Annotated in this window: 21 protein-coding genes; 6 read left to right on the top strand and 15 right to left on the bottom strand. The window is 71.2% G+C overall.

The window, feature by feature from the left end:
* Positions 1-21: 21 nt before the first annotated feature.
* Both ACYVIH_RS00270 and ACYVIH_RS00265 read right to left on the bottom strand, forming a co-directional pair.
* Complete coding sequence (locus tag ACYVIH_RS00270) at positions 22-909, bottom strand: AMIN-like domain-containing (lipo)protein (RefSeq protein WP_460864626.1); 888 nt, start codon at positions 907-909, stop codon at positions 22-24.
* 103 nt (positions 910-1012) lie between these two features.
* Positions 1013-2074: an NAD(P)-dependent alcohol dehydrogenase gene (locus ACYVIH_RS00265; RefSeq protein ID WP_460864623.1), complete on the bottom strand. Its 1062-nt coding sequence runs from the start codon at positions 2072-2074 to the stop codon at positions 1013-1015.
* Positions 2075-2204: 130 nt separating this feature from the next.
* Between ACYVIH_RS00265 and ACYVIH_RS00260 the strand changes: the two genes are divergently transcribed.
* Positions 2205-2549, top strand: coding sequence for a nuclear transport factor 2 family protein (locus tag ACYVIH_RS00260; protein ID WP_460864621.1), 345 nt, complete (start codon positions 2205-2207; stop codon positions 2547-2549).
* A 52-nt stretch (positions 2550-2601) separates the two neighbouring features.
* Here ACYVIH_RS00260 and ACYVIH_RS00255 read toward each other — a convergent pair whose 3' ends face one another.
* The 3 genes from ACYVIH_RS00255 to ACYVIH_RS00245 all read right to left on the bottom strand — a co-directional run bounded on the left by ACYVIH_RS00255 (position 2602) and on the right by ACYVIH_RS00245 (position 5612).
* Complete coding sequence (locus ACYVIH_RS00255; RefSeq protein ID WP_460864619.1) at positions 2602-3006, bottom strand: VOC family protein; 405 nt, start codon at positions 3004-3006, stop codon at positions 2602-2604.
* A gap of 31 nt (positions 3007-3037) precedes the next feature.
* Positions 3038-4561, bottom strand: a complete 1524-nt coding sequence (locus ACYVIH_RS00250) for a GMC oxidoreductase (protein WP_460864616.1) — start codon at positions 4559-4561, stop codon at positions 3038-3040.
* Positions 4562-4889: 328 nt separating this feature from the next.
* Positions 4890-5612 (bottom strand): AAA family ATPase, encoded by a 723-nt coding sequence (locus tag ACYVIH_RS00245; protein ID WP_460864614.1) that lies wholly within the window; start codon positions 5610-5612, stop codon positions 4890-4892.
* An 83-nt stretch (positions 5613-5695) separates the two neighbouring features.
* Here ACYVIH_RS00245 and ACYVIH_RS00240 point away from each other — a divergent pair, with 83 nt between their 5' ends.
* Positions 5696-6469 carry an IclR family transcriptional regulator gene (locus tag ACYVIH_RS00240; protein WP_460864612.1) on the top strand — a complete coding sequence of 258 codons (774 nt, stop codon included), beginning with the start codon at positions 5696-5698 and terminating at the stop codon, positions 6467-6469.
* A gap of 4 nt (positions 6470-6473) precedes the next feature.
* Here ACYVIH_RS00240 and ACYVIH_RS00235 read toward each other — a convergent pair whose 3' ends face one another.
* The 3 genes from ACYVIH_RS00235 to ACYVIH_RS00225 form a co-directional block, all read right to left on the bottom strand.
* Positions 6474-7283 carry a M15 family metallopeptidase gene (locus ACYVIH_RS00235; protein WP_460864610.1) on the bottom strand — a complete coding sequence of 270 codons (810 nt, stop codon included), beginning with the start codon at positions 7281-7283 and terminating at the stop codon, positions 6474-6476.
* Positions 7280-8029: a GNAT family N-acetyltransferase gene (locus ACYVIH_RS00230; RefSeq protein WP_460864607.1), complete on the bottom strand. Its 750-nt coding sequence runs from the start codon at positions 8027-8029 to the stop codon at positions 7280-7282. Before ACYVIH_RS00230 ends, ACYVIH_RS00235 begins: the two co-directional genes overlap by 4 nt.
* 138 nt (positions 8030-8167) lie before the next feature.
* Complete coding sequence (locus ACYVIH_RS00225; protein ID WP_460864605.1) at positions 8168-10291, bottom strand: DEAD/DEAH box helicase; 2124 nt, start codon at positions 10289-10291, stop codon at positions 8168-8170.
* A 325-nt stretch (positions 10292-10616) separates the two neighbouring features.
* On the opposite strand from ACYVIH_RS00225, the gene ACYVIH_RS00220 reads away from it, so the two are divergent.
* Entirely contained in the window at positions 10617-11099 is a 483-nt protein-coding gene (locus tag ACYVIH_RS00220; RefSeq protein WP_460864602.1) for a hypothetical protein, read from the top strand.
* On the opposite strand, the gene ACYVIH_RS00215 is transcribed toward ACYVIH_RS00220, so the two are convergent.
* The 5 genes from ACYVIH_RS00215 to ACYVIH_RS00195 all read right to left on the bottom strand — a co-directional run bounded on the left by ACYVIH_RS00215 (position 11089) and on the right by ACYVIH_RS00195 (position 16275).
* Positions 11089-11478 carry an ankyrin repeat domain-containing protein gene (locus tag ACYVIH_RS00215; RefSeq protein WP_460864598.1) on the bottom strand — a complete coding sequence of 130 codons (390 nt, stop codon included), beginning with the start codon at positions 11476-11478 and terminating at the stop codon, positions 11089-11091. The genes ACYVIH_RS00220 and ACYVIH_RS00215 overlap by 11 nt on opposite strands.
* Complete coding sequence (locus ACYVIH_RS00210) at positions 11475-12314, bottom strand: SDR family NAD(P)-dependent oxidoreductase (protein WP_460864594.1); 840 nt, start codon at positions 12312-12314, stop codon at positions 11475-11477. Before ACYVIH_RS00210 ends, ACYVIH_RS00215 begins: the two co-directional genes overlap by 4 nt.
* Before the next feature lie 191 nt (positions 12315-12505).
* The gene (locus ACYVIH_RS00205; RefSeq protein ID WP_460864591.1) at positions 12506-13462 is read right to left on the bottom strand and encodes a sterol desaturase family protein; all 957 of its coding nucleotides are present in this window, start codon (positions 13460-13462) and stop codon (positions 12506-12508) included.
* A gap of 126 nt (positions 13463-13588) precedes the next feature.
* A complete protein-coding gene (gene katG, locus ACYVIH_RS00200; protein ID WP_460864588.1) occupies positions 13589-15784 on the bottom strand; it encodes a catalase/peroxidase HPI in 2196 nt (731 codons plus the stop codon).
* Between the two features lie 56 nt (positions 15785-15840).
* The gene (locus ACYVIH_RS00195) at positions 15841-16275 is read right to left on the bottom strand and encodes a Fur family transcriptional regulator (RefSeq protein WP_460865120.1); all 435 of its coding nucleotides are present in this window, start codon (positions 16273-16275) and stop codon (positions 15841-15843) included.
* Between the two features lie 157 nt (positions 16276-16432).
* On the opposite strand from ACYVIH_RS00195, the gene ACYVIH_RS00190 reads away from it, so the two are divergent.
* The 3 genes from ACYVIH_RS00190 (at position 16433) to ACYVIH_RS00180 (ending at position 19284) form a co-directional block, all read left to right on the top strand.
* Positions 16433-17839: a plasmid pRiA4b ORF-3 family protein gene (locus ACYVIH_RS00190; protein ID WP_460864585.1), complete on the top strand. Its 1407-nt coding sequence runs from the start codon at positions 16433-16435 to the stop codon at positions 17837-17839.
* Positions 17840-18018: 179 nt separating this feature from the next.
* The gene (locus ACYVIH_RS00185) at positions 18019-18618 is read left to right on the top strand and encodes a dienelactone hydrolase family protein (protein ID WP_460864583.1); all 600 of its coding nucleotides are present in this window, start codon (positions 18019-18021) and stop codon (positions 18616-18618) included.
* A 102-nt stretch (positions 18619-18720) separates the two neighbouring features.
* Positions 18721-19284 (top strand): dihydrofolate reductase family protein, encoded by a 564-nt coding sequence (locus ACYVIH_RS00180; RefSeq protein WP_460864581.1) that lies wholly within the window; start codon positions 18721-18723, stop codon positions 19282-19284.
* Between the two features lie 96 nt (positions 19285-19380).
* Here ACYVIH_RS00180 and ACYVIH_RS00175 read toward each other — a convergent pair whose 3' ends face one another.
* Entirely contained in the window at positions 19381-20049 is a 669-nt protein-coding gene (locus ACYVIH_RS00175) for a response regulator (protein WP_460864579.1), read from the bottom strand.
* Positions 20046-21218, bottom strand: a complete 1173-nt coding sequence (locus ACYVIH_RS00170; RefSeq protein WP_460864577.1) for a sensor histidine kinase — start codon at positions 21216-21218, stop codon at positions 20046-20048. The genes ACYVIH_RS00175 and ACYVIH_RS00170 overlap by 4 nt, the downstream gene beginning before the upstream one ends.
* Positions 21219-21364: the final 146 nt, after the last annotated feature.

The following is a 21364-nucleotide window of genomic DNA, read 5'->3' as shown; positions in this document are numbered from 1 at the left end:
GGTCACGCCTCCGCCGGGCCCCTACGGCTCGAGGCACTCCGGGATCGAGTCGGAGGGGCCGAGCGGGGTCTCGGTGGTGCCGGCCGGGTCGTAGATCTTGACCCAGTCGACCCGCGGGAACTGCCTCAGCGTCGGCATGATCTCCCCGGCGACGGTGACCGTCGACCCGCCGCTGCTGCAGCGGCCGGTCAGCTGCACGCGAGCGACCATGTCGTCGATGTCGAGGTTCGTGAACCCGGTCGACCGCGAGCGGAGCAGCCGCAGCCCGTCGGCGCGCTCGCGCGGCAGCGGCCCGGCGTAGAGCCGGTCCAGCACCGCGGTCGCCTGGGCGACCTTGCGGACCGGGCGCATCCGCGGCACGAAGAACGGCTCGGTGTTGGCCAGGTAGCGGTCCTCGTCGAAGAAGAACACCTTGCGGTCCACGGTCGGGAAGGCGGCCCGGATGTCGAGCACGACCCGGTGGGGGTTGCGCAGGGTGGAGACCTCGAAGTCGGTCTTCTTGGCCAGGCCGATGCCGTACGTGGTCACCGCCTCGAAGTCGCCGGAGCGCACCGCGGTGATGACGTTGGGCAGCGGGAACGCGCGGCGGGCGGCGACCGTCTGGCCGTCGGCGTCGTGGGCGGTGGCCTGGTCGAAGCGGACCCGCAGGATCGCCCGTCCGGCGATCCGCACCGGCAGCCCAGACCCGTCGCCGAGCAGCTGGTCGACGTACCTGACCTGGCGGGGCGCGGGCATCCCACCGTCGAAGACGAACACGAGCCGGTCGAAGCCGGGGTGGTGCGCGGCCCGGATCTTGACCAGGGTCGGCACGGTGGCGGCGCTCGAGGTGGCCGTGGCGCCGGCGGTCGCCAGCACGGGTACGACGAGCAGCACGCTGATCAGCAGGGAGAGAAGGCGCGAGATACGCATGACACACCCCCGGGTGTAGAGAGCCCTCTGCCCGCAAGGTATCCGCCCTTGCGGGCACCGGATAAGTGTTGGAGGTCCCGGAGCGCCTGGCCCCTCTGCGCGGTCAGACCGACGACGGCACGAGGATCCCGCGACCGCGCAGCCTGCCGGCGTCGAGGTCGTCCATCGCGTCGTTGACCGCCTCGAGCGGGTAGGTGTGGGTGAGCATCTCGACCCGACCGTCGGCGGCGAGCGCCATCAGCTCGACCAGCTCGTTGTAGCTGCCGACCAGGTTGCCGACCACGTTGCGCTCGGTGGAGATCACGTCGATGGTCGGGACGTCGACGGTGCCGCCGTACCCGATCACGAAGTCGCTGCCGGCCCGCCGCGTCATCACCCAGCTGTCGTGCTCGGCGCCCTGCTCGCCGACGAAGTCGAGCACCACCTCGGCGCCCTTGCCGTCGGTCAGCTCCAGCACGCGCTCGACGTGGGAGCCGTCGACCAGGACCGTCTCCGTGGCGCCCCACTCGCGCGTGAGCGCGAGGGCCTCCTCGTTGCGGTCGAGCACGACGATCCGCGTCGCGCTCATCCCCCGCAGGCACTGGATACCGATGTGACCGAGACCGCCGGCGCCCATCACCACGCAGGTGCTGCCGGGGTGCAGCAGCGGCACCGCCTTCTTCACCGCGTGGTAGGCGGTGAGTCCGGCGTCGGCCAGGGCGGCCACCGAGGCCGGCTCGACGCCCGCGGGCAGCTTGACCACCGCGCGCGCCGAGGTCTTGATCAGCTCGGCCATCCCGCCGTCGGTGTCGATGCCCGGGAACGCGCTGGCCTCGCAGTGCACGTCGTCGCCGGCCCGGCAGGCACGGCAGAAGCCGCAGGTGGCGAGCGGGTGCAGGATCACCGGGTCGCCGACCTGCAGGTGCGCCACGGCCGAGCCCACCTCGTGCACCCAGCCGGCGTTCTCGTGGCCCAGCGTGTAGGGAAGGGCGACGTTGCTCTTCTCCGCCCACTGGCCCTCGACGATGTGCAGGTCGGTGCGGCACAGGCCGGCCCCGCCGATCCTCACCACCACGTCGAACGGCCCGTCGGCCCTCGGCTCAGGGACGTCCTCCACGACCGGGCGGGAGTGGTACTCGTGCAGTCGAACCGCCTTCATCTGCGCCTCCAGGGAGTGATCAGACACCGGGTGGCCACCTGTCCGGCACTCTACTCACCTGACCCTGTCGGGGCATGGACAACGCAATGCGCCCACGAGCAGACTCGAGATCGAACCCGTTCGGCTGCCGGATGCAGATCCCACGATCGGAGGAACCATGGCGACCCGGACCCCCGAAGAGGTCTTCGCCCACCACGGCCAGGCGCTCGGCGCCGAGGACCTCGAGGACATCCTCGCCGACTACAGCGACGACGCGCTGCTGGTGGTGAACAAGCAGGTCTACCGCGGCAAGGACGGCGCCCGGCAGGTGTTCACGCAGCTGCTGGCCGACGTACCCCGGGCCCAGTGGGAGCTGGAGACCGTCTTCGCCGACGACGTGCTCTACCTGGAGTGGAAGGCCACCGGCGGCGGCCACCGGGTCGACAACGGCATCGACACCTTCGTGTTCCGCGACGGCATGATCGCGATCCAGACGGTCGTCTACACGGTCCAGCAGGCCTGACCGCTGCGCCGGCCCGGCCGGGAGAGCCGGAGGACAGGCGCCAGGGCCGGGGTCAGGCGACGAAGATGCAGAACAGGTGGCCGGCAGGGTCGGCGTACACGCGTAGCGGTTCCTCGGGGTCGTCGGAGCGGTCGAAGCGCAGGCGCGCCCCGAGCGCGAGCGCCCGCTCGTGCTGCGCGTCGAGCTCGGCCCCCGAGTCCACGGTGAGATCCAGGTGCAGCTGCTGCGGCACGCCGGGGTCCGGCCACGTCGTCTCCGGCAGCTCGTCGACCTGCTGGAAGGCCAGCCTGTTGGCGCCACCGGCGTCACGGAGCACGAGCCAGTCCTCACCGGGCTCGGGCTCCTCGTCGCCAGGTCGATACCGGTAGCCCAGCAGCTGCCGGTAGAACTCCGCCAGCCCGCGGACGTCGGTGGTGTCGAGCACGACCTGTCGCAGCTCGGGGTACTGCTCCGCCATGGGTCACCTCCGTGGCTCAGCATGCCCGGTCTCAGGCGAGCAGCGCGAGGTCCTCGCGCAGCACGCGGTCCATGGAGTACTCCGCCAGCGCGGCGATCGTCATCGACGGGTTCGTGGCGGCGCACGAGCCGGTGATCCGGGCCCCGTCCATCACGAAGAGGCCGCGCTGGCCGTGCACCCGTCCGGCGTCGTCGCACACGCTGCCGAACGGCATGCCGCCGACGGCGTGGAAGGTCGTGTTGTCGAACAGGTTGCCGTCGGTGTTGAGGTGGAACGGGGTGTCGCTGGTCAGCCGCTCCACCGCCGCGTCCAGCACCGGCTTGGTGTCGGCCTCCTTCGACCGGTCCCACACCGGGACGGCGTCGTCGCGGACCGGGTCGTAGGCCCAGTGCCCGGTCTCGGTGGTGACCATGAAGCCGGCCACGGTGTACGTCGCCACGTCCGCCGGCAGCGGGAGCGGACCGGTGGTCATGGTCAGCGCACGAGCCGGGTCGGACCAGTCGCGCGCGCCCATCGCCACCGGCCCGGCCTGGTAGGCACCGGGACTGTCCTGCGCCGTGGTCGCCAGGTAGACCCGCTCCCCGTTGGTGCCCCAGCCGGTGCCGACGCCGTCGGGCAGGTCCGGGACGAGGCCCTTCTCCTTGGCCTTGACCATCAGCCGCGTGGTGCCCGGGGAGCCCGCCCCGAGGAAGAGGGCCGGCGTGGTGATCTGCTTGCGCTCGAGCACCTGGCCACCGGTCGAGATCCGCTCGCAGTGCACCACCCACTCGCCGCGGGCGTCGCGCGCGATGTCGGTGACCCGGTGCAGCGGCGCGACCTCGACGTTGCCGGTGGCCTCGGCCTGGGCCAGGTAGGTGACGTCCACCGACCAGCGACCGCCGTTGTTGCAGCCGAAGGTCATGTCACCGGTGATGTACGACGGGGGCAGCTCGCCGCGCAGCTCGCGTCGTACGACCTCCCAGTCGGTCGGGGAGTCGATCCGGAACGTGTCGAAGCCGGCCTCCCGGCCACGCTGCTCGAAGATCCGCGGCGCCTTGTAGCGGGGGTCGGCGAGGATGTCGTCGGGGATCGGTGTCGCGTGCAGGTCGCGGGCCACCCTGCGGTAGTGGTCGCGGTCGAGGAGCTCGTAGTCGATCGAGCTCGACACCGTGATCGCGAACGCCTCGCCCATCGGCTGCAGGGTCATCCCGTGGTAGGGGATCGAGCCGCCACCGACGGCCGCCGCGCACATCACGTCGACCCCGACGCCGCGGACCCGCTCGATCAGCCCGGTGTAGGGCACGAACGCCGACGGGCTGGTCGGGGGCACTGGCATCGTCGGCACCGGCGAGAGCCACGACGTGCGGTGGTCGTTGTTCGCCAGGGTCGGGAACGTGTCCGAGCCGGGCCCGGTCGGCCAGCGCCTGCCCCGCTCGAGCACCAGCGTCCTGACTCCGGCCAGGCCGAGGCGCCTCGCGGCCACCCCGCCGCCGAAGCCGGAGCCGATCACCACGGCCGGTCTGCGCTCCTCGGTCACCGGCACGGGGAGGATGCTCGCGCGTGCCGGGGCGGCCACGCTCGCCGCCGCGACGCCTGCCGCAGCCCCCAGAAAGCTCCGTCGCGACAGTGCAGCCAACTCGCCGACCTCCTGCTCGTCGCCGGGGCCCGATCCCCGACGAGGAAACTAGATCAGGTTCTAGCGTCGTGCTGCCACACCGGACCACGATCCGGACCCCGCCCCGGTGGTTGAGGAGGCGAGCCGCTGGGCGAGCCGTCTCGAGACCACCGCGCCCGACGCGGGACCGTCGAACATGCAGCTAGAGGTCCCGGAGCGGCCTGCTACGCCTGCGGAGGCCCTTTCGCCGGGCTGGCTGCATGTTGGACGGGCGCTCTCCCGCCCTCGGTCACAGCACGTGACGCAGGTAGCGCATCGGTTCGGCGAGGAACGCCTTCCAGTGTGCGACGAGCTCGAGATCGTCGTACGACGTCGACCGGATGCCCCACGGACCGGTCTCCAGGATCGTCGCGCCGGGCAGGGCGGCCAGCAGCGGCGAGTGCGTCGCGCACAGGACCTGGGCGCCGCCCTCGGCCAGCTCGTGCAGTGTCGCGACGAGTGCGATCTGCGCGGAGAACGACAACGCCGCCTCGGGCTCGTCGAGACAGTAGAGGCCCGGCGAGTCGAATCGGGTGCGCAGGATCTCCAGGAAGGACTCGCCGTGGCTGAGCTCGTGGAACTTCGGGTCGAAGCGGCCGGAGTGCTCTTCGAGGTAGGAGTAGAAGCCGTGCATGGTCTCCGCGCGCAGGAAGAACCCCCAGCGCGGTGCCCCCGCGGCGCGTTCGAGGACGACCCACTTCCACAGGTCGGACTCGGTGGGCCGGGTGGAGTGGCGAGAGTGCGTCGAGCCGCCCTCGGGCGAAAGCCCGAAGGCCATCGCCACCGCCTCGACGATCGTGGACTTGCCGGTGCCGTTCTCACCGACCAGGAGCGTGACGCCGGGGGCGAGGTCGAGGCCCTCGTCGAGCAGCTGGGCGACCGCGGGGATCGTCGCAGGCCAGCGGTCGCGCTCGGCGTACTCCCCCGCCACCACACGGCGCACCGGCCTCCGGTCGTGCGCCCAGTCCTCCATGCCCGGAAGCCTAGAGCCCGGCTGTGTCCCGCGCCGGTCACGGCTAGGGTCGGCACCGTGGACAGCACCGGCGGGGCGGACCGATGAGCGAGGTGGACACCAACACCGTGCTCGGCAAGGTGGTCACGGTGCTGCACGCCTTCACCGCCGACGACCACGGCGTCAGCCTCGCCGAGCTCGGTCGCCGCACCGGGCTGCCGAAGGGCACGCTGCACCGCGTGGTCAACGACCTCGTGGCGGTGCGGCTGCTGGACCGCAGCGACTCCGGCTACCGGCTCGGCGGACAGCTGTTCGAGCTCGGCATGCGCGCGTCGGTGGAGCGGCAGCTGCTCGAGGTGGCCACCCCGTTCATGGAGGACCTCTACGAGCGGACCCACGAGACCGTGCACCTCGGCGTGCTCGAGGGACGCGAGGTGGTGTACGTCGCCAAGATCGGCGGCCACCGACAGGCCTCGACCCCGTCGCGGATCGGGGGCCGGATGCCCTTGCACTGCACGGCGATCGGCAAGGCCCTGCTCGCGTACTCGCCTCCCGCCCTGCTCGCCGACGTCGTGGCCGGCGGGCTCGACCGGCGCACGCCACGGACGATCACCGCACCCGGCCGGCTGCGCCAGCAGCTCGAGCGGGTGGTCGAGACCGGCACCGCGTTCGAGTACGAGGAGTCCGCGATCGGCATCGTCTGCGCCGCGGCGCCCGTGCTGGACGCTCAGGACCGGCCGGTGGCCGCGATCAGCGTCACCGGGCCGGTGACCAGGTTCCACCCGGAACGGCACGCCGCCTCGGTGCGCGCAGCGGCCGGGGGGATCGCCGCGACCCTGGCGCGCCGCGACGCGATGACGCGGGACGCGGGACCCTGACCGACTAGGCCTGCTTGTCCTCGTACGGCTCCGAGGGGTAGCCGGTGTCGAAGTGCATGTAGTCGGGCACCTTGATGTTCTGCCAGATCCAGCCTTCTTCCCGGAAGACCCGCCAGACGAGGCCGCCCTCGAGGATCTTGCCCTTGCCCGGGGTGCGCGCCTTGTGCTTGCCGCTGGGGGTCCAGCAGTCGCAACGCAGGTCGACCCACGGGTTCTCCAGCGGGTTGATGTCGATCGCGCGGCCGTTGGCGTGCGGGGACTTGTCCACCGGCGCGTTGATCTGGTCGGGACGCCGGCAGTTGAAGGCGGAGGTGTTGTCGGCCCCGAGACTGGCCTTGACGTCGCCACCGAACTCCTCGACCGGGCGCATCTGCCGGATCGGGAAGCCCTCGTCGTAGAGCCGGGTGAAGATCCGCACGATCGACTCGGCGATGTCCTCGTTGACCACGAGCACCCCGCGCTCCACACCGCCGGACCACGTGTGGTGGTTGATCTCGACCCGGCGCAGCTGGTCGCGCCCGGCGGGGCACTCCGGACGCCACACGCCGGTCTGCACGATCTTGTCCCACTGGCGGTCCGGGATCTCGCGGATCCTGCCGTCCGCGCTCTCGGGGAGCGGCTCCTCCGTGGGGGTGGGCGTGGCCGTCTCCGACGGCGACTCCGACGGCGTGGGTGTCGGGGTCGGGGTGGCGGTCTCCGACTGCGTGGGCGTCGAGGTGGCGGTGGGCTCGCCGGGGTCGGTCGTGCACCCCGCGGCGAGGAGTACGACGGACGCGGCGATCGTCACGGCAGCCGAACCGATGTGCTTTCTCAAGCCTGAACCACCCTGTGCTCGTCGTCGAACCGGTACTCGTAGTTGCTCAGCAGGTGACCGTCGGCGGTGGCGTGCTCGCCGGTGCGGGTCCAGCCGCGCCGCTCGTAGAACTCCCCCGCCCCCTCGCGGCCGGCGGCCGTCACGAGCACGACCCGGTCGCACCCGCAGCCCTCGAGCGCCTGCTCGAACCACTCCACGAGCCGCGTGCCGATCCCCTTGCCCTGGGCGTGCGCGGTGACCGCGACATGGGTCAGCACGGCCGGCGGCGTGACGTCGACGGTCCTGCCCGAGCGTGCTGCCCGTCGTACCAGCAGCTTCTCGAGGTAGCGCGCGGCACGGGTCCGGACGAACGTCGCGAGCAGCCGCGGACGGACGGCGAGCAGAGCCGCCCCGCGGAGGGCCAGGCCGCGGCCGTGCCGGCGCACGACGTGCTCGCGGTGGGCGGCGGGGTCGGTCACGCCGACAAGGTAGCCGACGGGCCGGCCGGCCTCCTCTGCCACCACCGCCACGCCGCTGTCGCCGGTCAGGAACGCCCGGTAGTACTCGTGCAGGAACCGGGGGCCGAGGCGGGCGAAGAACCCGCGCGGGAAGTGCTGGAGGTGCTCACCCACCACGAAGGAGAGGTCCTCCTCGCGCATCGACCGAAGGACGGTGGGACCCGGCTGGCCCGCCGCCGGCCGAGGCGGCTGGACGCGCCGCCGCTGTGCGGGCAGCTGAAGGGCACGCTCGCTCGAGATGTCGCGCATGCGTCGTAGGCGGTGGGCTGTCCCGAGAGGTCACTCCCCCGTGCCGCTGCCACGGTTCGGGCCCACCGCCGACTCCGTTCCGAGACACGGATCAACCGCGGCCACGGCGCCAGGCACTCTACACAAACCGGGCTGCGGTCACGCCCGCTCGGCCTCCAGGGCGTCGGTCAACAGGGCCACCAGCGCTTCGAGCTGCACGTCGGCCGAGGACGACATCTCCTCGTCGGAGCCGTCGAGCGCCCGCGCGGCGAGACCGGCCTTGCTGTCGATCAGCTCGGCGATCTTGGAGTCGATGGTCTGCGCGGCGATGATCCGCCAGGCGGTGACCGGCTCCTCCTGACCGATCCGGTGGATCCGGTCGATCGCCTGGGTCTGCTCCGCGTCGGTCCACGACAGCTCGGCGAGCACCATGTTGGAGGCGACCTGGAGGTTCAGCCCCACGCCTGCTGCGGTCAGCGAGCAGACGGCGACGGCGACGTCGGGGTCGTTGGTGAACGCGTCGACGTTCTTCTGCCGCGTCTTCGAAGTCTGGTCGCCGCGGATCGAGGTGTACCCGATGCCCCGCTGGGCGAAGGTCTGCTCCGCGGCGTCCATGACGTCGACGTGCTTGGCGAAGAACACCACCTTGCCGACGTTGCGGGCCAGCTGCGCCGCGTAGTCGGCGGCGAGCCCGGCCTTGGCCTGTCCGATGCGCCGCATCATGCTGAAGACGTTCTCGCCGGTCTCCGCGGCAGCGGTGTCCTCCCGCTCCCAGCCGGCGACCCGGCGGACCAGCTCGTGGTCGATGCCGTCGACGACGGCGCCGGAGGTCCTGCGCTCCAACGCGCTGTGGTAGCGCTCCACCATGCGGCGGGCGAGCTCGCGCTCGGCGGCGCGGATCGACCGGCCCATGTCGTCGTCGAGCTCGACCGGGAGGTCGGCGACACGACGGGCCGGGATGTCGGCGGCCACGTCGACCTTGCGGCGGCGGACGATGCCCATGTCCACCACGGCCCGGCGCGCGGCGGCGTAGAAGCCGGGGTCCCCCGGCACCAGACCGGTCTCCTCCAGGGCCTCCATCAGCTCGCCGAGCGGGCGCTTGTCGTCGATCCAGCCGAGGAACTGCCAGATCGCCCGGAAGTCCTCGATGTCGTTGATGAGCGGGGTTCCGGTGAGCGCCATCAGCAGCGGGCGGGCGATCCAGGACCGGATCCGCTCGGAGATCTCGAGCACGTGCTGGGAGCGCTGGGAGGACTTGTTCTTGATGAAGTGCGCCTCGTCGACGACCATCCCGCGGAACCGCAGGTCGCCCATCCAGCCGACGTGGCGGTCGAGGATCTCGTAGTTCACGATCACGATGTCGGCGAAGCCGTCGATGTTCTCGCCGTCACCATGGACGACCGTGGCCGGGTGCCGCGGGGTCCACCGCTCGGCCTCGCGCGCCCAGTTGGTCTTCACGACGTTGGGGACGACCACCAGCAGCGGGTAGGCGTCGGCGGCCTGGGCGGCCAGCAGGGCCTGCGCGGTCTTGCCGAGACCCGGCTCGTCGGCGAGCAGGAACGTGCGGTGTCCCTCGGCGGCGGCGGTGACCACCTGCGCCTGGTGCGGCATCAGCTCTAGGCCCGGGGGGACCCGGACCGGCGCCGGCTCGGGCAGCGGCATGCACGAGGTGGTGCCGTTCCCGGCGTACTCGAAGGAGGTGAACAGCGGACCGAGGAGCTCCCAGCCGGCGAGCCTTCGGGGGACGACCTTGGTCTGGCGGGCAGCCTCGAAGTCCGGCGCCAGGAACGGGTTGGCGAGCTGGCGGGCGACGACCGACTGCGGGACCACCCGCCGTTTCGCGGGGGTGTCGGTGTCGACGGTGGCCCGGCGCGGCTCCGGCGTCGGCTCCAGGCCGGCGGCCTCGAGCATCTCGTTCTTGAGGATCTTCGCCGCCTCCGACACCTCGGCGTCCTCGGCCAGCAGGACCAGCAGGGAGGGGTCCCTGGCGGCGGTCTTGGCCAGGATCGTGGCGATGCCGTCGAGGCGCTTGAGCTCGGCCTCGCGGTGCGCCTCGGTGCTCGCCTCGTCGGCCTTGACCCGGGCCCGCTCCTCGCGCACCAGCAGTGCCACGACCTGGAACTTCGTGCGCACCGAGGGCATCACCGCACTGCGCTGCACCGCATTCTCCACCTCCCGCACGGCGCGGGCGAGGACGGGGATGATCCCTTCCTGGTCCCGGCGCTTGGCCGGTCGGCGGTTGCGCGCAGCGGTACGGGTGGCCGTCTGGCCTCGTCGTGCCAAGTACTCCTCCTCCGGAGCGTCCGACGTTGATCTGCACGGCGGTGGGTCTCACCGCACGTGGCCCCACCGGTCGGACGGTGGAGCGTGCCCGGCGGGCCCGCGCCCGGACCGGGGTCTGACCAGGTCCCCCGAGTCTGCGAGAGATCGACGTGTCGGGCCGGACGGCCACTACGACGGAACCTGCGGCCGTCAGCTCGACGGCCTTGCCACCAGCTCGCGCGACGGAGTCGATGCCTGGTGACGGCGACGCCGTGAGCTGGTACCTCACCCATAGTAGCGCCGACATCGCTGGCGGGCACGTCGACCGGCGACCTACGGTGGGTCGATGAGCCTCGGGTCCCTCCTCCTGCACGGTGCCCTCGCCGGCGCGGCCGGCACCGCCGCCCTCGATGCGACCACCTACGCCGACATGGCGCTGCGCGGCAGACCGGCCAGTACGACGCCGGAACAGACCGTCGAGCGCGGCGCCCGGCTGGTCGGTGTGGCGATCCCCGGCGATGCGGAGCAGCGCTGGTCCCGCACGACCGGGATCGGCGCGGTGCTGGGCGCCGCCGCCGGGACCGCCGCGGGGGTCGCGGTCGCCGCCGTGCGAGGAACGACCGGCCGGCCGCGCGGCCGGGTCGGCACCACGGCGCTCACCTTCGCGGTGGCGATGCTGGTCGGCAACGGGCCGATGACGCTGCTGGGCGTGACCGACCCGCGGACCTGGCGCCGCGTCGACTGGCTGGCCGACGTCATCCCGCACGCCGCCTACGCCGTCACCGCGGCCGCCGCGCTCGAGGCGATGGAGCCGGACGTCAACGCCTGAGCAGCGTCAGCATCTCGGGCAGGTCGAAGAACTCCGCGATCGCCACGGCGGACTTGGGCCCCAGCTCGGGGTCGGCGCCGGCGTCGAGCAGGTCGGTCACGATCTCGGCGTCCTGCCGGAACGTGGCCGCGGCCAGCGCGGTCTGTCCGCGGTCGTTGACCCGGGCGTGGTCCGCGCCGCGCTCGAGCAGCGCCCGCACCACGGCGGGGTGCTGGTGGTAGGCGGCGAGGATCAGCAGGGTGTCGCCCGCACCGTTGGTCAGGTTGACCGGGACGCCCGCGTCGACGTACTCGGCGAGGGTTGCGGCGTCACCGTCGCGGGCGAGGTCGAAGCAGGACCGGAGCAGCTCGAGCTCGTCGGGAGTCAGGTCGGGGCTCACCCGGCCACGGTAGACGGTGTCCCGGCGCCGGTCCCGAGCCGCTTGCTCATCTGCTTCTGCACGAACCGGATCGCCGGGCCGGGCGCGACCCGGATCGCGAGGTCCATCAGCCGGGCGTCGGTGCCGACGTAGATGTGCAGCCTGTCCTTCTCGAGGCCGGCGACCATGATCCGGGCCGCCTTGTCCGCCGAGGTCATCGGCATCCCGCCGGTCTCCTCCGTGGCCGCGGCACCGCCTGGCTGGGCGACGCCGGAGTTCTCGGTGATCGCAGTGCGTACGGCGCCGGGGAAGATCGCCGAGACGGCGACGTTCGTGTCGAGCAGCTCGGCGTAGAGCCCCTCGGTCAGCAGCTTCACGGCGGCCTTGCTGGCGCCGTACACGGTCTGGCCGGGGAACGGGAAGAAGCCGCCCATGCTGGAGACGTTGGCCAGGTGTGCCTCCGGCTGCTCGAGCAGCCGCGGGAGGAACGCCCTGACCATGTGCAGCGTGCCGCGGAGGTTGACGTCGAGCACCCGCTCGATCACGGCGTCGTCGAGCTCGGCCACCGGCACGAACGGCTGGATGATGCCGGCGTTGTTGACCACGCCGTCCACGGCCCCGTGCGCGGCCACCACCTCGTCGGGGAGGCGCTCGACGCCCGCCCGGTCGGTGATGTTGAGGGTGTGCGTGGAGAGCCGCTCGCCTGCAGCCGCGACCGTCGCGAGCTCCTGGAGTGCGTCGGCCTTGACGTCGACCGCGGCCACACGAGCACCGCGTCGCAGCAGCTCCAGGGTCAGCTCGCGGCCCATGCCGCTGCCCGCTCCGGTGACCACCCAGACCTTGCCGTCGACCTTCATCCGAGCCTCCGTCTCCTCGCCGACCGGACAACACTGTCCGGTTTCAGGTTATCCCGCAGCGGAGCCGCACTTGCAACGTTCCGCACCATTTCCGCCGGCCAACTCGTGCAGAACGTTGCATCTCAGAGCTGCGAGTCCGGAAACCGTGCTGCTCTGACGCGGGTTCGGACCGACCGCCGGGCGTGGCGCTCTCAGTCGGCGACGAGCCCACCCTCGGCAGCGACGAGCTCCTCGGTCGACGGGCGCCAGCCGGGCGGACCGAAGACGTAGCCGAGCTTCTGCCGCCAGGTCGGCGCGGTGCGCACGTCGCGCACGATCGCGGCGTACTCGTGGGTCTGCAGCCGGATCAGGTTGTAGGTGCCGACCGGCTTCGTGAGGCCGTACGTCGGACGGTGCAGCTCGGGCTGGAACGACCCGAACAGCCGGTCCCACACGATCAGGATGCCGCCGTAGTTGCGGTCGAGGTACTCCGGGTCGCTGCCGTGGTGGACGCGGTGGTGCGAGGGCGTGTTGAAGACCAGCTCGATCGGCCGCCACAGCCGGCCGACCCGCTCGGTGTGCACGAAGAACTGGTAGACCAGGCTGACCGAGAAGCCGAGGAAGACCAGGGCCGGCGGCACACCGAGCAACGGCAGCGGCGCCCAGATCACCAGCTCGTGGGAGTTGTTCCACTTCTGCCGCAGCGCGGTGGCGAAGTTGAAGTACTCGCTGGAGTGGTGCGCCTGGTGGGTCGCCCACACGACGCGGACGCGGTGCGCGGTGCGGTGCGCCCAGTAGAAGAAGAAGTCGACGCCGACCAGCGCGATCACCCAGGTCCACCAGCGGTCGGCGGGCAGCTGCCACGGCGCGACGTAGGCGAAGAGCACGGCGTACCCGAGCAGGCCGAGCGCCTTCCACAGCGACATGGTCACCACCGACACCGCCCCGGCGCCGATGCTGGCGAGCGCGTCGCGGCGGTCGTAGCCGCCGGGCAGCGGCATCGCCCGACCGTCGGGTCCTCGCCGCTCGGACTCCGGCCGCTCGTCCTCGAGGAGGTACGCCGCCAGCCCCTCGATCGCGATCAGCAGCAGGAAGAACGGTGCGGCCAGGGCAACGGGGTCCCTCAGCGCCTCGGGGATCGCCTGCCAGAGATCGGCGAGAGCCTGCATGAGCGCCTCCACTCCTCGGTGTGGCGCCGATCATACTGCCGGTACGCCGCGGCGCCGGCCCCTGAGACGCGAAGCGGCCCGGACAGCTCATGCTGTCCGGGCCGCCCGCTGGTGTCGAGAGGTCGATCAGGCGACGTCGAACCGGTCGAGCATCATCACCTTGTCCCAGGCGGCGACGAAGTCGCGGACGAACTTCTCCTGGGCGTCGTCGGCGCCGTAGACCTCCGCGATCGCCCGCAGCTGGGAGTTCGCGCCGAAGACCAGGTCGACCGCGGTCGCGGTCCACTTCACCTCGCCGGTGCTGCGGTCACGACCCTCGAAGACGTTCTCCTCCATCTGCGAGGCCTTCCACTCCGTGCCCGCGTCGAGGACGTTGGCGAAGAAGTCGTTGGTCAGCGCTCCGGGACGGTCGGTGAACACGCCGTGCTGGGTGCCTCCGGTATTGCCGCCCAGGGCGCGCATGCCGGCGACGAGCACGGTCATCTCGGGAGCCGACAGCCTGAGCAGGTTCGCCTTGTCCAGCAGCAGGGTCTCGGGCGAGACCTTGGCGCCAGGCAGCAGGTAGTTGCGGAACCCGTCAGCACGCGGCTCCAGGACCTCGAACGACTCCACGTCGGTCTGCTCCTGCGAGGCGTCGGTGCGGCCCGGGGTGAACGGGACGGTCACCTCGACACCCGCGTCACGGGCTGCCTTCTCCACCGCGGCGCCACCGGCGAGCACGATCAGGTCGGCCAGCGAGATCTGGCGGCCCGAGCCGGACTCGTTGAACTCGCGCTGGATCTGCTCGAGCTTCTCGAGCACGCCGGCGAGCTGCTCCGGCTCGTTGACCGCCCAGTTGCGCTGCGGCTCCAGCCGGATCCGGGCGCCGTTGGCCCCGCCGCGCTTGTCGGTGTCGCGGTAGGTCGAGGCCGACGCCCACGCGGTGCGGACCAGCTCACCGGTCGACAGACCGGAGGCCAGCACCTTCTGCTTCAGGTCTGCCACGTCGGCGTCGGTGACCAGCTCGTGGTCGACCGCCGGCACCGGGTCCTGCCAGATCTGCGGCTCCGGGACCCACGGCCCGAGGTAGCGCGTCACCGGGCCCATGTCGCGGTGCAGCAGCTTGTACCAGGCCTTGGCGAAGGCCAGTGCGAACTCCTCGGGGCTCTCCAGGAACCGGCGGGAGATCTTCTCGTACTCCGGGTCGAAGCGGAGCGCGAGGTCGGAGGTGAGCATGCGCGGCTCACGACGCTTCGTCGCGTCGTGCGCGCCGGGCACCATGTCGGAGCCGGCACCGTTCTTCGGACGCCACTGCTTCGCGCCGGCCGGGGACTCCATCAGCTCCCAGTCGTAGGCGAACAGGATGTGGAAGAACTCGTTGTCCCAGCGGGTCGGGTGGTAGGTCCAGGTGACCTCCAGCCCGGAGGTGATCGTGTCGTCACCCTTGCCGGTGCCGTAGGTGTTGCGCCAGCCCAGGCCCTGCTCCTCCAGCGGCGCGGCCTCGGGCTCCGGGCCGAGGTACTCCGCCTTGGCGGCACCGTGGGTCTTGCCGAAGGTGTGCCCACCGGCGATAAGAGCGACGGTCTCCTCGTCGTTCATCGCCATCCGGCGGAAGGTCTCGCGGATGTCGCGCGCGGAGGCGAGCGGGTCGGGGTTGCCGTTCGGTCCCTCGGGGTTGACGTAGATCAGGCCCATCTGGACCGCGCCGAGCGGACCCGAGAGCTCGCGGTCGCCGCTGTAGCGCTCGTCGCCGAGCCACGCGTCCTCGGGGCCCCAGAAGATCTCCTCGGGCTCGTAGATGTCCTCGCGGCCGAAGCCGAAGCCGAACGTCTTGAAGCCCATCGACTCCAGGGCGCAGTTGCCGGCGAAGACGAGCAGGTCGGCCCAGGAGATCTTGTTGCCGTACTTCTTCTTCACCGGCCACAGCAGCCGGCGGGCCTTGTCGAGGTTGACGTTGTCGGGCCAGCTGTTGAGCGGGGCGAACCGCTGCGACCCGTCACCGCCACCGCCACGACCGTCCTCGATCCGGTAGGTGCCGGCGGAGTGCCAGCTCATCCGGATGAACAGCGGCCCGTAGTGACCGAAGTCGGCCGGCCACCAGTCCTGCGAGGTCTGCATCAGCTCGTTGATGTCGGCCTTGAGGGCCTCCACGTCGAGCTTCTTGAACTCCTCGGCGTAGCTGAAGCTCTCACCCAGCGGGTTGGACCGCGGCGAGTGCTGGTGGAGGACGCTCAGGTCGAGCTGGTTGGGCCACCAGTCGCGGTTGGACCGCGGGCGGCCCGACGTCTTGGGTTCCGGCGCGGGGACTGCCGGGTTCTCGCTCTCGCTGCCGTGCTCGGACACTCGGTTCACTCCTGTATCTCGTGTTGTGCAACTGATGGGGTCGCAAGAGCAGTGGCTCAGGCGCCACTGCTCTGTTGGTCTGCGGGTGTCGCGCCGTGCTCACCGGCGCACTCGGGGCACAGGGCCCAGTAGGTCACCTCGGCCTCGTCGATCACGAAGCCGTGGTCGTCCGACGCGGTCAGGCACGGAGCGTGGCCGACCGCGCAGTCCACGTCGGCGATCGCACCGCAGGAGCGGCACACGACGTGGTGGTGGTTGTCCCCGACCCGGGACTCGTAGCGCGCCACCGAGCCGGACGGCTGGATCCGTCGCACCAGACCGGCGTCGGTCAGTGCGCGCAGTACGTCGTACACGGCCTGGTGGGAGACCTCACCGTGCGACTCCCGCACGACGCGGATGATCTTGTCCGTGTCGGCGTGCGGGTGCTCACGGACCGCGGAGAGCACCGCGAGCCGGGGCCGCGTGACGCGCAGCGACACCTCGCGGAGCATCTGCTCGAGGTCGGACGTGGTGGACACGCCCGCAGTATTGAGGACTTTCTGGAATGAGTCAAGATTTCTGGACCGGGCGATCTCACCCGCCCGGACGGCCGCGGTCGCATTCATCCCAATGGAGGCGCCGGGACGCGGCGTCCCCTACCGTGGGCACGTGCCCAGCGACGACAAGGACGAGCTGCAGCGACAGTTCGATGCGGCGATCTCGGGGATGGAGCTGGCCGACCTGCGCCGGCTCGGCAACGACGTGGCGATGTTGACCGGCCGGCCCCGGAGCGCCGACCGTCCGGACCTCAGGCGCTCCGCGCGCGAGGACCTGGCGATCCTCCGTGTCCGGGTCGACCTCGATCACGCCGAGCCGCCGATCTGGCGGCGACTCGACCTCCGCGCGGACCTCTCGTTGGACGTCGTCCACCGGGTGCTGCAGGTGGCCTTCGGCTGGACCGACTCACACCTGCACCGGTTCGCCCTGGGGGGAGGTCCGTTCGACCAGGACTCCCAGCTCTTCCTGTGCCCCTTCGACGTCGAGGAGGGCGAGGACGACGGGGCCCCCGCCTCCGACGTACGCCTCGACGAGACCCTGCAGGATCCGGGCGACGAGCTGCGCTACGTGTACGACTACGGCGACTCGTGGGAGCTGACCCTTCGACTGGAGGAGGTGCTGCCGGCGGCCCTGGACGCACCATCCGCGCTGGTGGTCGACGGTGACCGGGCAGCGCCACCCGAGGACTCCGGTGGGATGACCGACGCCGAGAGCCTCGCGGAGGTCCTCGACGACCCGGCTCACTTCGACGTGGCGGAGACGAACGAGGCGCTGCGCGATCCCTACTTCGTGCTCAGGGAGCTCGGCATCGACCACCGGCTGGTCGACCTGATGAACCGACTGCGGCACTCCAGCATCGGCGAGGAACTCGCCTCCCGGGTGATCGACCTCGTGATGGCCGATGACGAGCCGACACCCGAGGAGAAGCACCGTGCACTCCACGCGGTCCGGTGGTTCCTCGACCGCGCGGGCGACGGCGGCATCGTGCTGACGTCGGCCGGCTACCTCCGGCCAGCCGACGTCGAGGAGGCCTCGCGCGTCGTGCCCGGCATGGCGGGCTGGTGGGGGAAGAAGAATCGCGAGAGCCAAACCGGACCCTTGCTCGACTTCCGGATGTCCCTGCAGTCGTTCGGCCTGTTGCGCAAGTACAAGGGCAAGCTCGTCCTCACCCGTCTCGGTGCTGCTGCTCAGCAGGACCCGAGCAGGCTCTGGGACCTGCTGGCGCGCCAGCTCGGAGCGACCCACGACGGGTTCGACACGGAGGCGACCCTGCTGCTGCTCGCCTACGCGGCAAGCTCGGACGGCGAGCTGCCCCTGGAACAACTTGTTGAGGCGCTCACCCACCTGGGCTGGCGGGATCGCGACGGCGGGCCGCTGGAGCCCTACCACCTCTACCGGATGCCTGCCCTCGACCTCCTCACCAACGTCGCCGAGGAGGCCAGCGACCCCCGCAAGCGGCACCGGATCAGCCCGGCCGCCGCAGCTCTCGCCCGCACGGCACTGCGTCAGGGCAGTTGACGCCCTGCTCGGATGCCTCGTGGCTACGTCGGCGGCAACCCCCGACGTTCATCCATGGACACGAGCCGACGCGGACCGGTAGTCAGCGCCCCATCGGCCTGGCCGGGCCGAAGGCCCCTTGGTCGGCGTCCCACTCCGCTGATAGACCGAGCAGGGTGGCCCCGACGTCAGGAGGAGACATGGCCTCGATAGCGCTGTTCCACTCGGTGCTCGGAGTCCGTCGGGGCGTGCTGGACGCCGCGGCGCGGCTGCGCGGAGGCGGGCATGAGGTGCTCGTGGTTGACCAGTACGACGGGCGGTCGTTCGACGACTACACCACCGCGATCGCCTATCAGGAGGAGGTGGGCTTCCCCGCGCTGATGCAGGCCGCTCTCGACGCCACGGCCGACCTGCCGGACGGCTTCGTGGTGGCCGGCTTCTCCAACGGCGCCGGTATGGCCGAGCACGTCGCCCTGCACCGCCCGGTGGCGGCCGCGGTGCTGTTCTCCGGCGCCCTCCCCCTCCAGTTCCTCGGCGCCGACGCCTGGCCAGCAGCGGTGCCAGTGCAGCTGCACTACGCCGTCTCCGACCCCCACCGCAACCAGGACTTCGTGGACCAGTTCCTCGCGGCGGTGCGCGCGTCCGGAGCAGACGCCGAGTTCCACGAGTACGTTGCTTCCGGGCACCTGTTCACCGACGCCTCCCTGCCCGACGAGTTCGATCCGCGCGCCACGGAGGAGCTGTGGACGCACGTGGACGACTTCCTGCGGAACTTCACCGGAGAGCGACCATCGAGGTGAGTCCCTGCGCCGCCTGCGGGCGCAGATCGCGCACCGATGAGTTTCCGTTGTCGGCGTGGTCGGTACTCAGCAGACCGACACAGCTGATCGGAGGCTGACACCGTGCGCAGACTGATCTACTCGATGAACACCTCCCTGGACGGCTACATCGCCGCACCCGGCGACGACATCGGCTGGAGCGTGCCCAGCGCCGAGCTGCACCAGTGGTTCAACGACCGGGCCGGCGAAATCGGTCTCTCGCTGTACGGGCGCAAGCTGTGGGAGCTGAAGAGCGCGCACTGGCCCACCGCCGACCAGCAGCCAGACGCAACGCCGGTAGAGGTCGAGTTCGCCCGCATCTGGCAGAAGACACCGAAGGTGGTGTTCTCCACGACCCTCGACGAGGTCAGCGGGAACGCGCGCCTGGTCACCGGCCACGCCGTGGCCGAGATCACCGGACTCAAGGGCGAGGATGGTGCCCCGATGGAGATCGGCGGCGCTGGCCTTGCGGGCGCGGCGATGCGCGCCGGCCTGATCGACGAGTACCAGGTGGTCACCCACCCGGTGCTGGTCGGCGGCGGCACGCCGTTCTTCAGCGCGCTGGACACCTGGGTGAACCTGCGCCTCGTGGAGACGAGAACCTTCCCGGACGGCGTGACGCTGTCCCGCTACGAAACGAGGCGCTGACCTGCTGCCGCGTCCGCTCGCCGCGGGAGTCGCTGCGGCAACGCCGCATCAAGAGGCTTCTCGACCGGACGCCCTCCGGGACGGGTCAGTCCGGCGCTACTGCCGCACCCGCGGCCCTGGCGACACGAATCCTGACTCGTAGGCGTAGATCACCGCCTGCACACGGTCCCGCACTCCGAGCTTGGCGAAGAGGCGGTTGATGTGCGTCTTCACCGTGGCTTCGGACACGAACATCGTGCGGGCGATGTCGGCGTTCGACAGACCTGCCGCCAGGTGCTCGAACACCTGGCGTTCCCGTTCGCTGAGCTCCGCGATCCCGGGTGCTGCCTCCCCGGGGCGTGGCTTCGACATGAACTGGCGCACCAGCCGCCGCGTCACTTCGGGAGCAACGAGCTCCGTGCCGGCGGCGACCGAACGCACGGCGTGGACGAGGTCGCCGGCGGTGGTGGTCTTCAGAAGGAAGCCCGAGGCGCCCGCGTGGAAGGCGTCCCAGACGTTCTCGTCGGCTCCGTACGTCGTCAGCACGATGACTCGTCCGGCCCACCGCTGGTCCGAGCAGATCCGTCGAGTCGCCTCGACGCCGTCCAGCCGCGGCATCCTGATGTCCATGAGTACGACGTCCGGCGCCAGCCGGAAGGTCTGCTCCACCGCGTCGACTCCGTCCTCGGCCGCCCCCACGACCTCGCAGTCGGGCTGAGACTCCAGGATCGCGCGGAAACCGTCGCGCACCAGCGCCTGATCGTCCACGACGAGCACGCGGATCATGGCCGGACCGCGTCCTGCTCCAGTGGGAACGTGGCGCGCACGATCCATCCGCCTTCCGGGGAGCGTGGTCCGGCGTCGAGGGACCCGCCGTACAACCGAGCACGCTCGCGCATGCCGATGATCCCGAAGCCAGGGTCTGTGGGGGCGGAGGGACCTACTCCGTCGTCCACGATGTCCACCTCCACGCCTGTGGACGTGTAGGCGATGGTCACCTCGCAACGGCTTCCGTTGGCGTGCTTGCGCACGTTGGTGAGGGACTCCTGGACGATCCGGAACAGCGAGAGTGCCAGCCCGCGGGGCAGCTCGCGTGGCGTGCCGCGGACGGTCAGGTTCACCGAACGGCCCGCGCTCTGCTCGGCTGCGACGAGCTCGTGCACGTCGTCGAGGGCCGGTTGGGGGCGGCGTCCGAGTGCGTCGTCCCCGCGCATGAGCCCCAGCATGTGCCGCATCTCCGTCATCGCGGCGGCGCCGGTTGTCTGGACCTCGTGCATGGCCTGGCGAGCGGCCTCGGGCGAGCGGTCGACCAGCTCCGCGGCAGCGGCGGCCTGCACGACCATCGCGGAGAGACCGTGCGACACGATGTCGTGGAGCTCGCGCGCGATGCGCTCCCGTTCGTCGTCGGCCGCCTGCCTCGCCCTGTCCTGGGCGCCGGCAACCGCCTCCGCCTCCGCGGCGGAGCGGGCGCGCACCAGCACACCGGCAATCCAGGGGCCCGCGATGAGGAGCAGACCGAAACCGTAGTCCGAGCCGCCCGAGCCGGCGGCGGCGATCGCGACCGACACCAGCACGGCACCGACCGCGAGCCCGATGGCCGAGGCCCTCCGATCGAGGTGCGCGCCGACCGAGTACGCCGCGACCACGATGAACGGGTTCGTGACCAGCTGACCGTTGACCGGGACACCGAGGAACGACTGGATCGTCAGCGCGAGGAGGACCAGCACGAGGCTCGTCCGCGGCCGGACCCGTCGCACCAGCAGCGCCGTGGTCATGACCAGCAAGGAGAGGACCGCAACCCCGGTGTGCCCGGGCACCGCCCCGAGGCCGACCTCGACCAGACCGGCGAGGCCGATGACCCCCGCCAGCAGGACATCCTCTCGACGCTCCGCACCCATCGTCCGGACCGAAGAGCTGACGGAGCGGACGTCGAGCCCGCCGCCGACCCACGACATGCTGTCAGCGTGCCAGACACCGTCGCCGCTGGCATCCACCTTGCGGCGACCCCCGTCGACCGATGGGTGGAACCGGTTCCGCGGGTTCCGGACCCAGGAGCCAGCGGGACTGCCGCGGAGGCCGACGCACCGGCCGGCTCGAGCCG

Source organism: Nocardioides pakistanensis (assembly GCF_054781215.1).
Note: the sequence above shows the minus strand (reverse complement) of the source record. Positions and strands in the feature narration are given on the sequence as shown.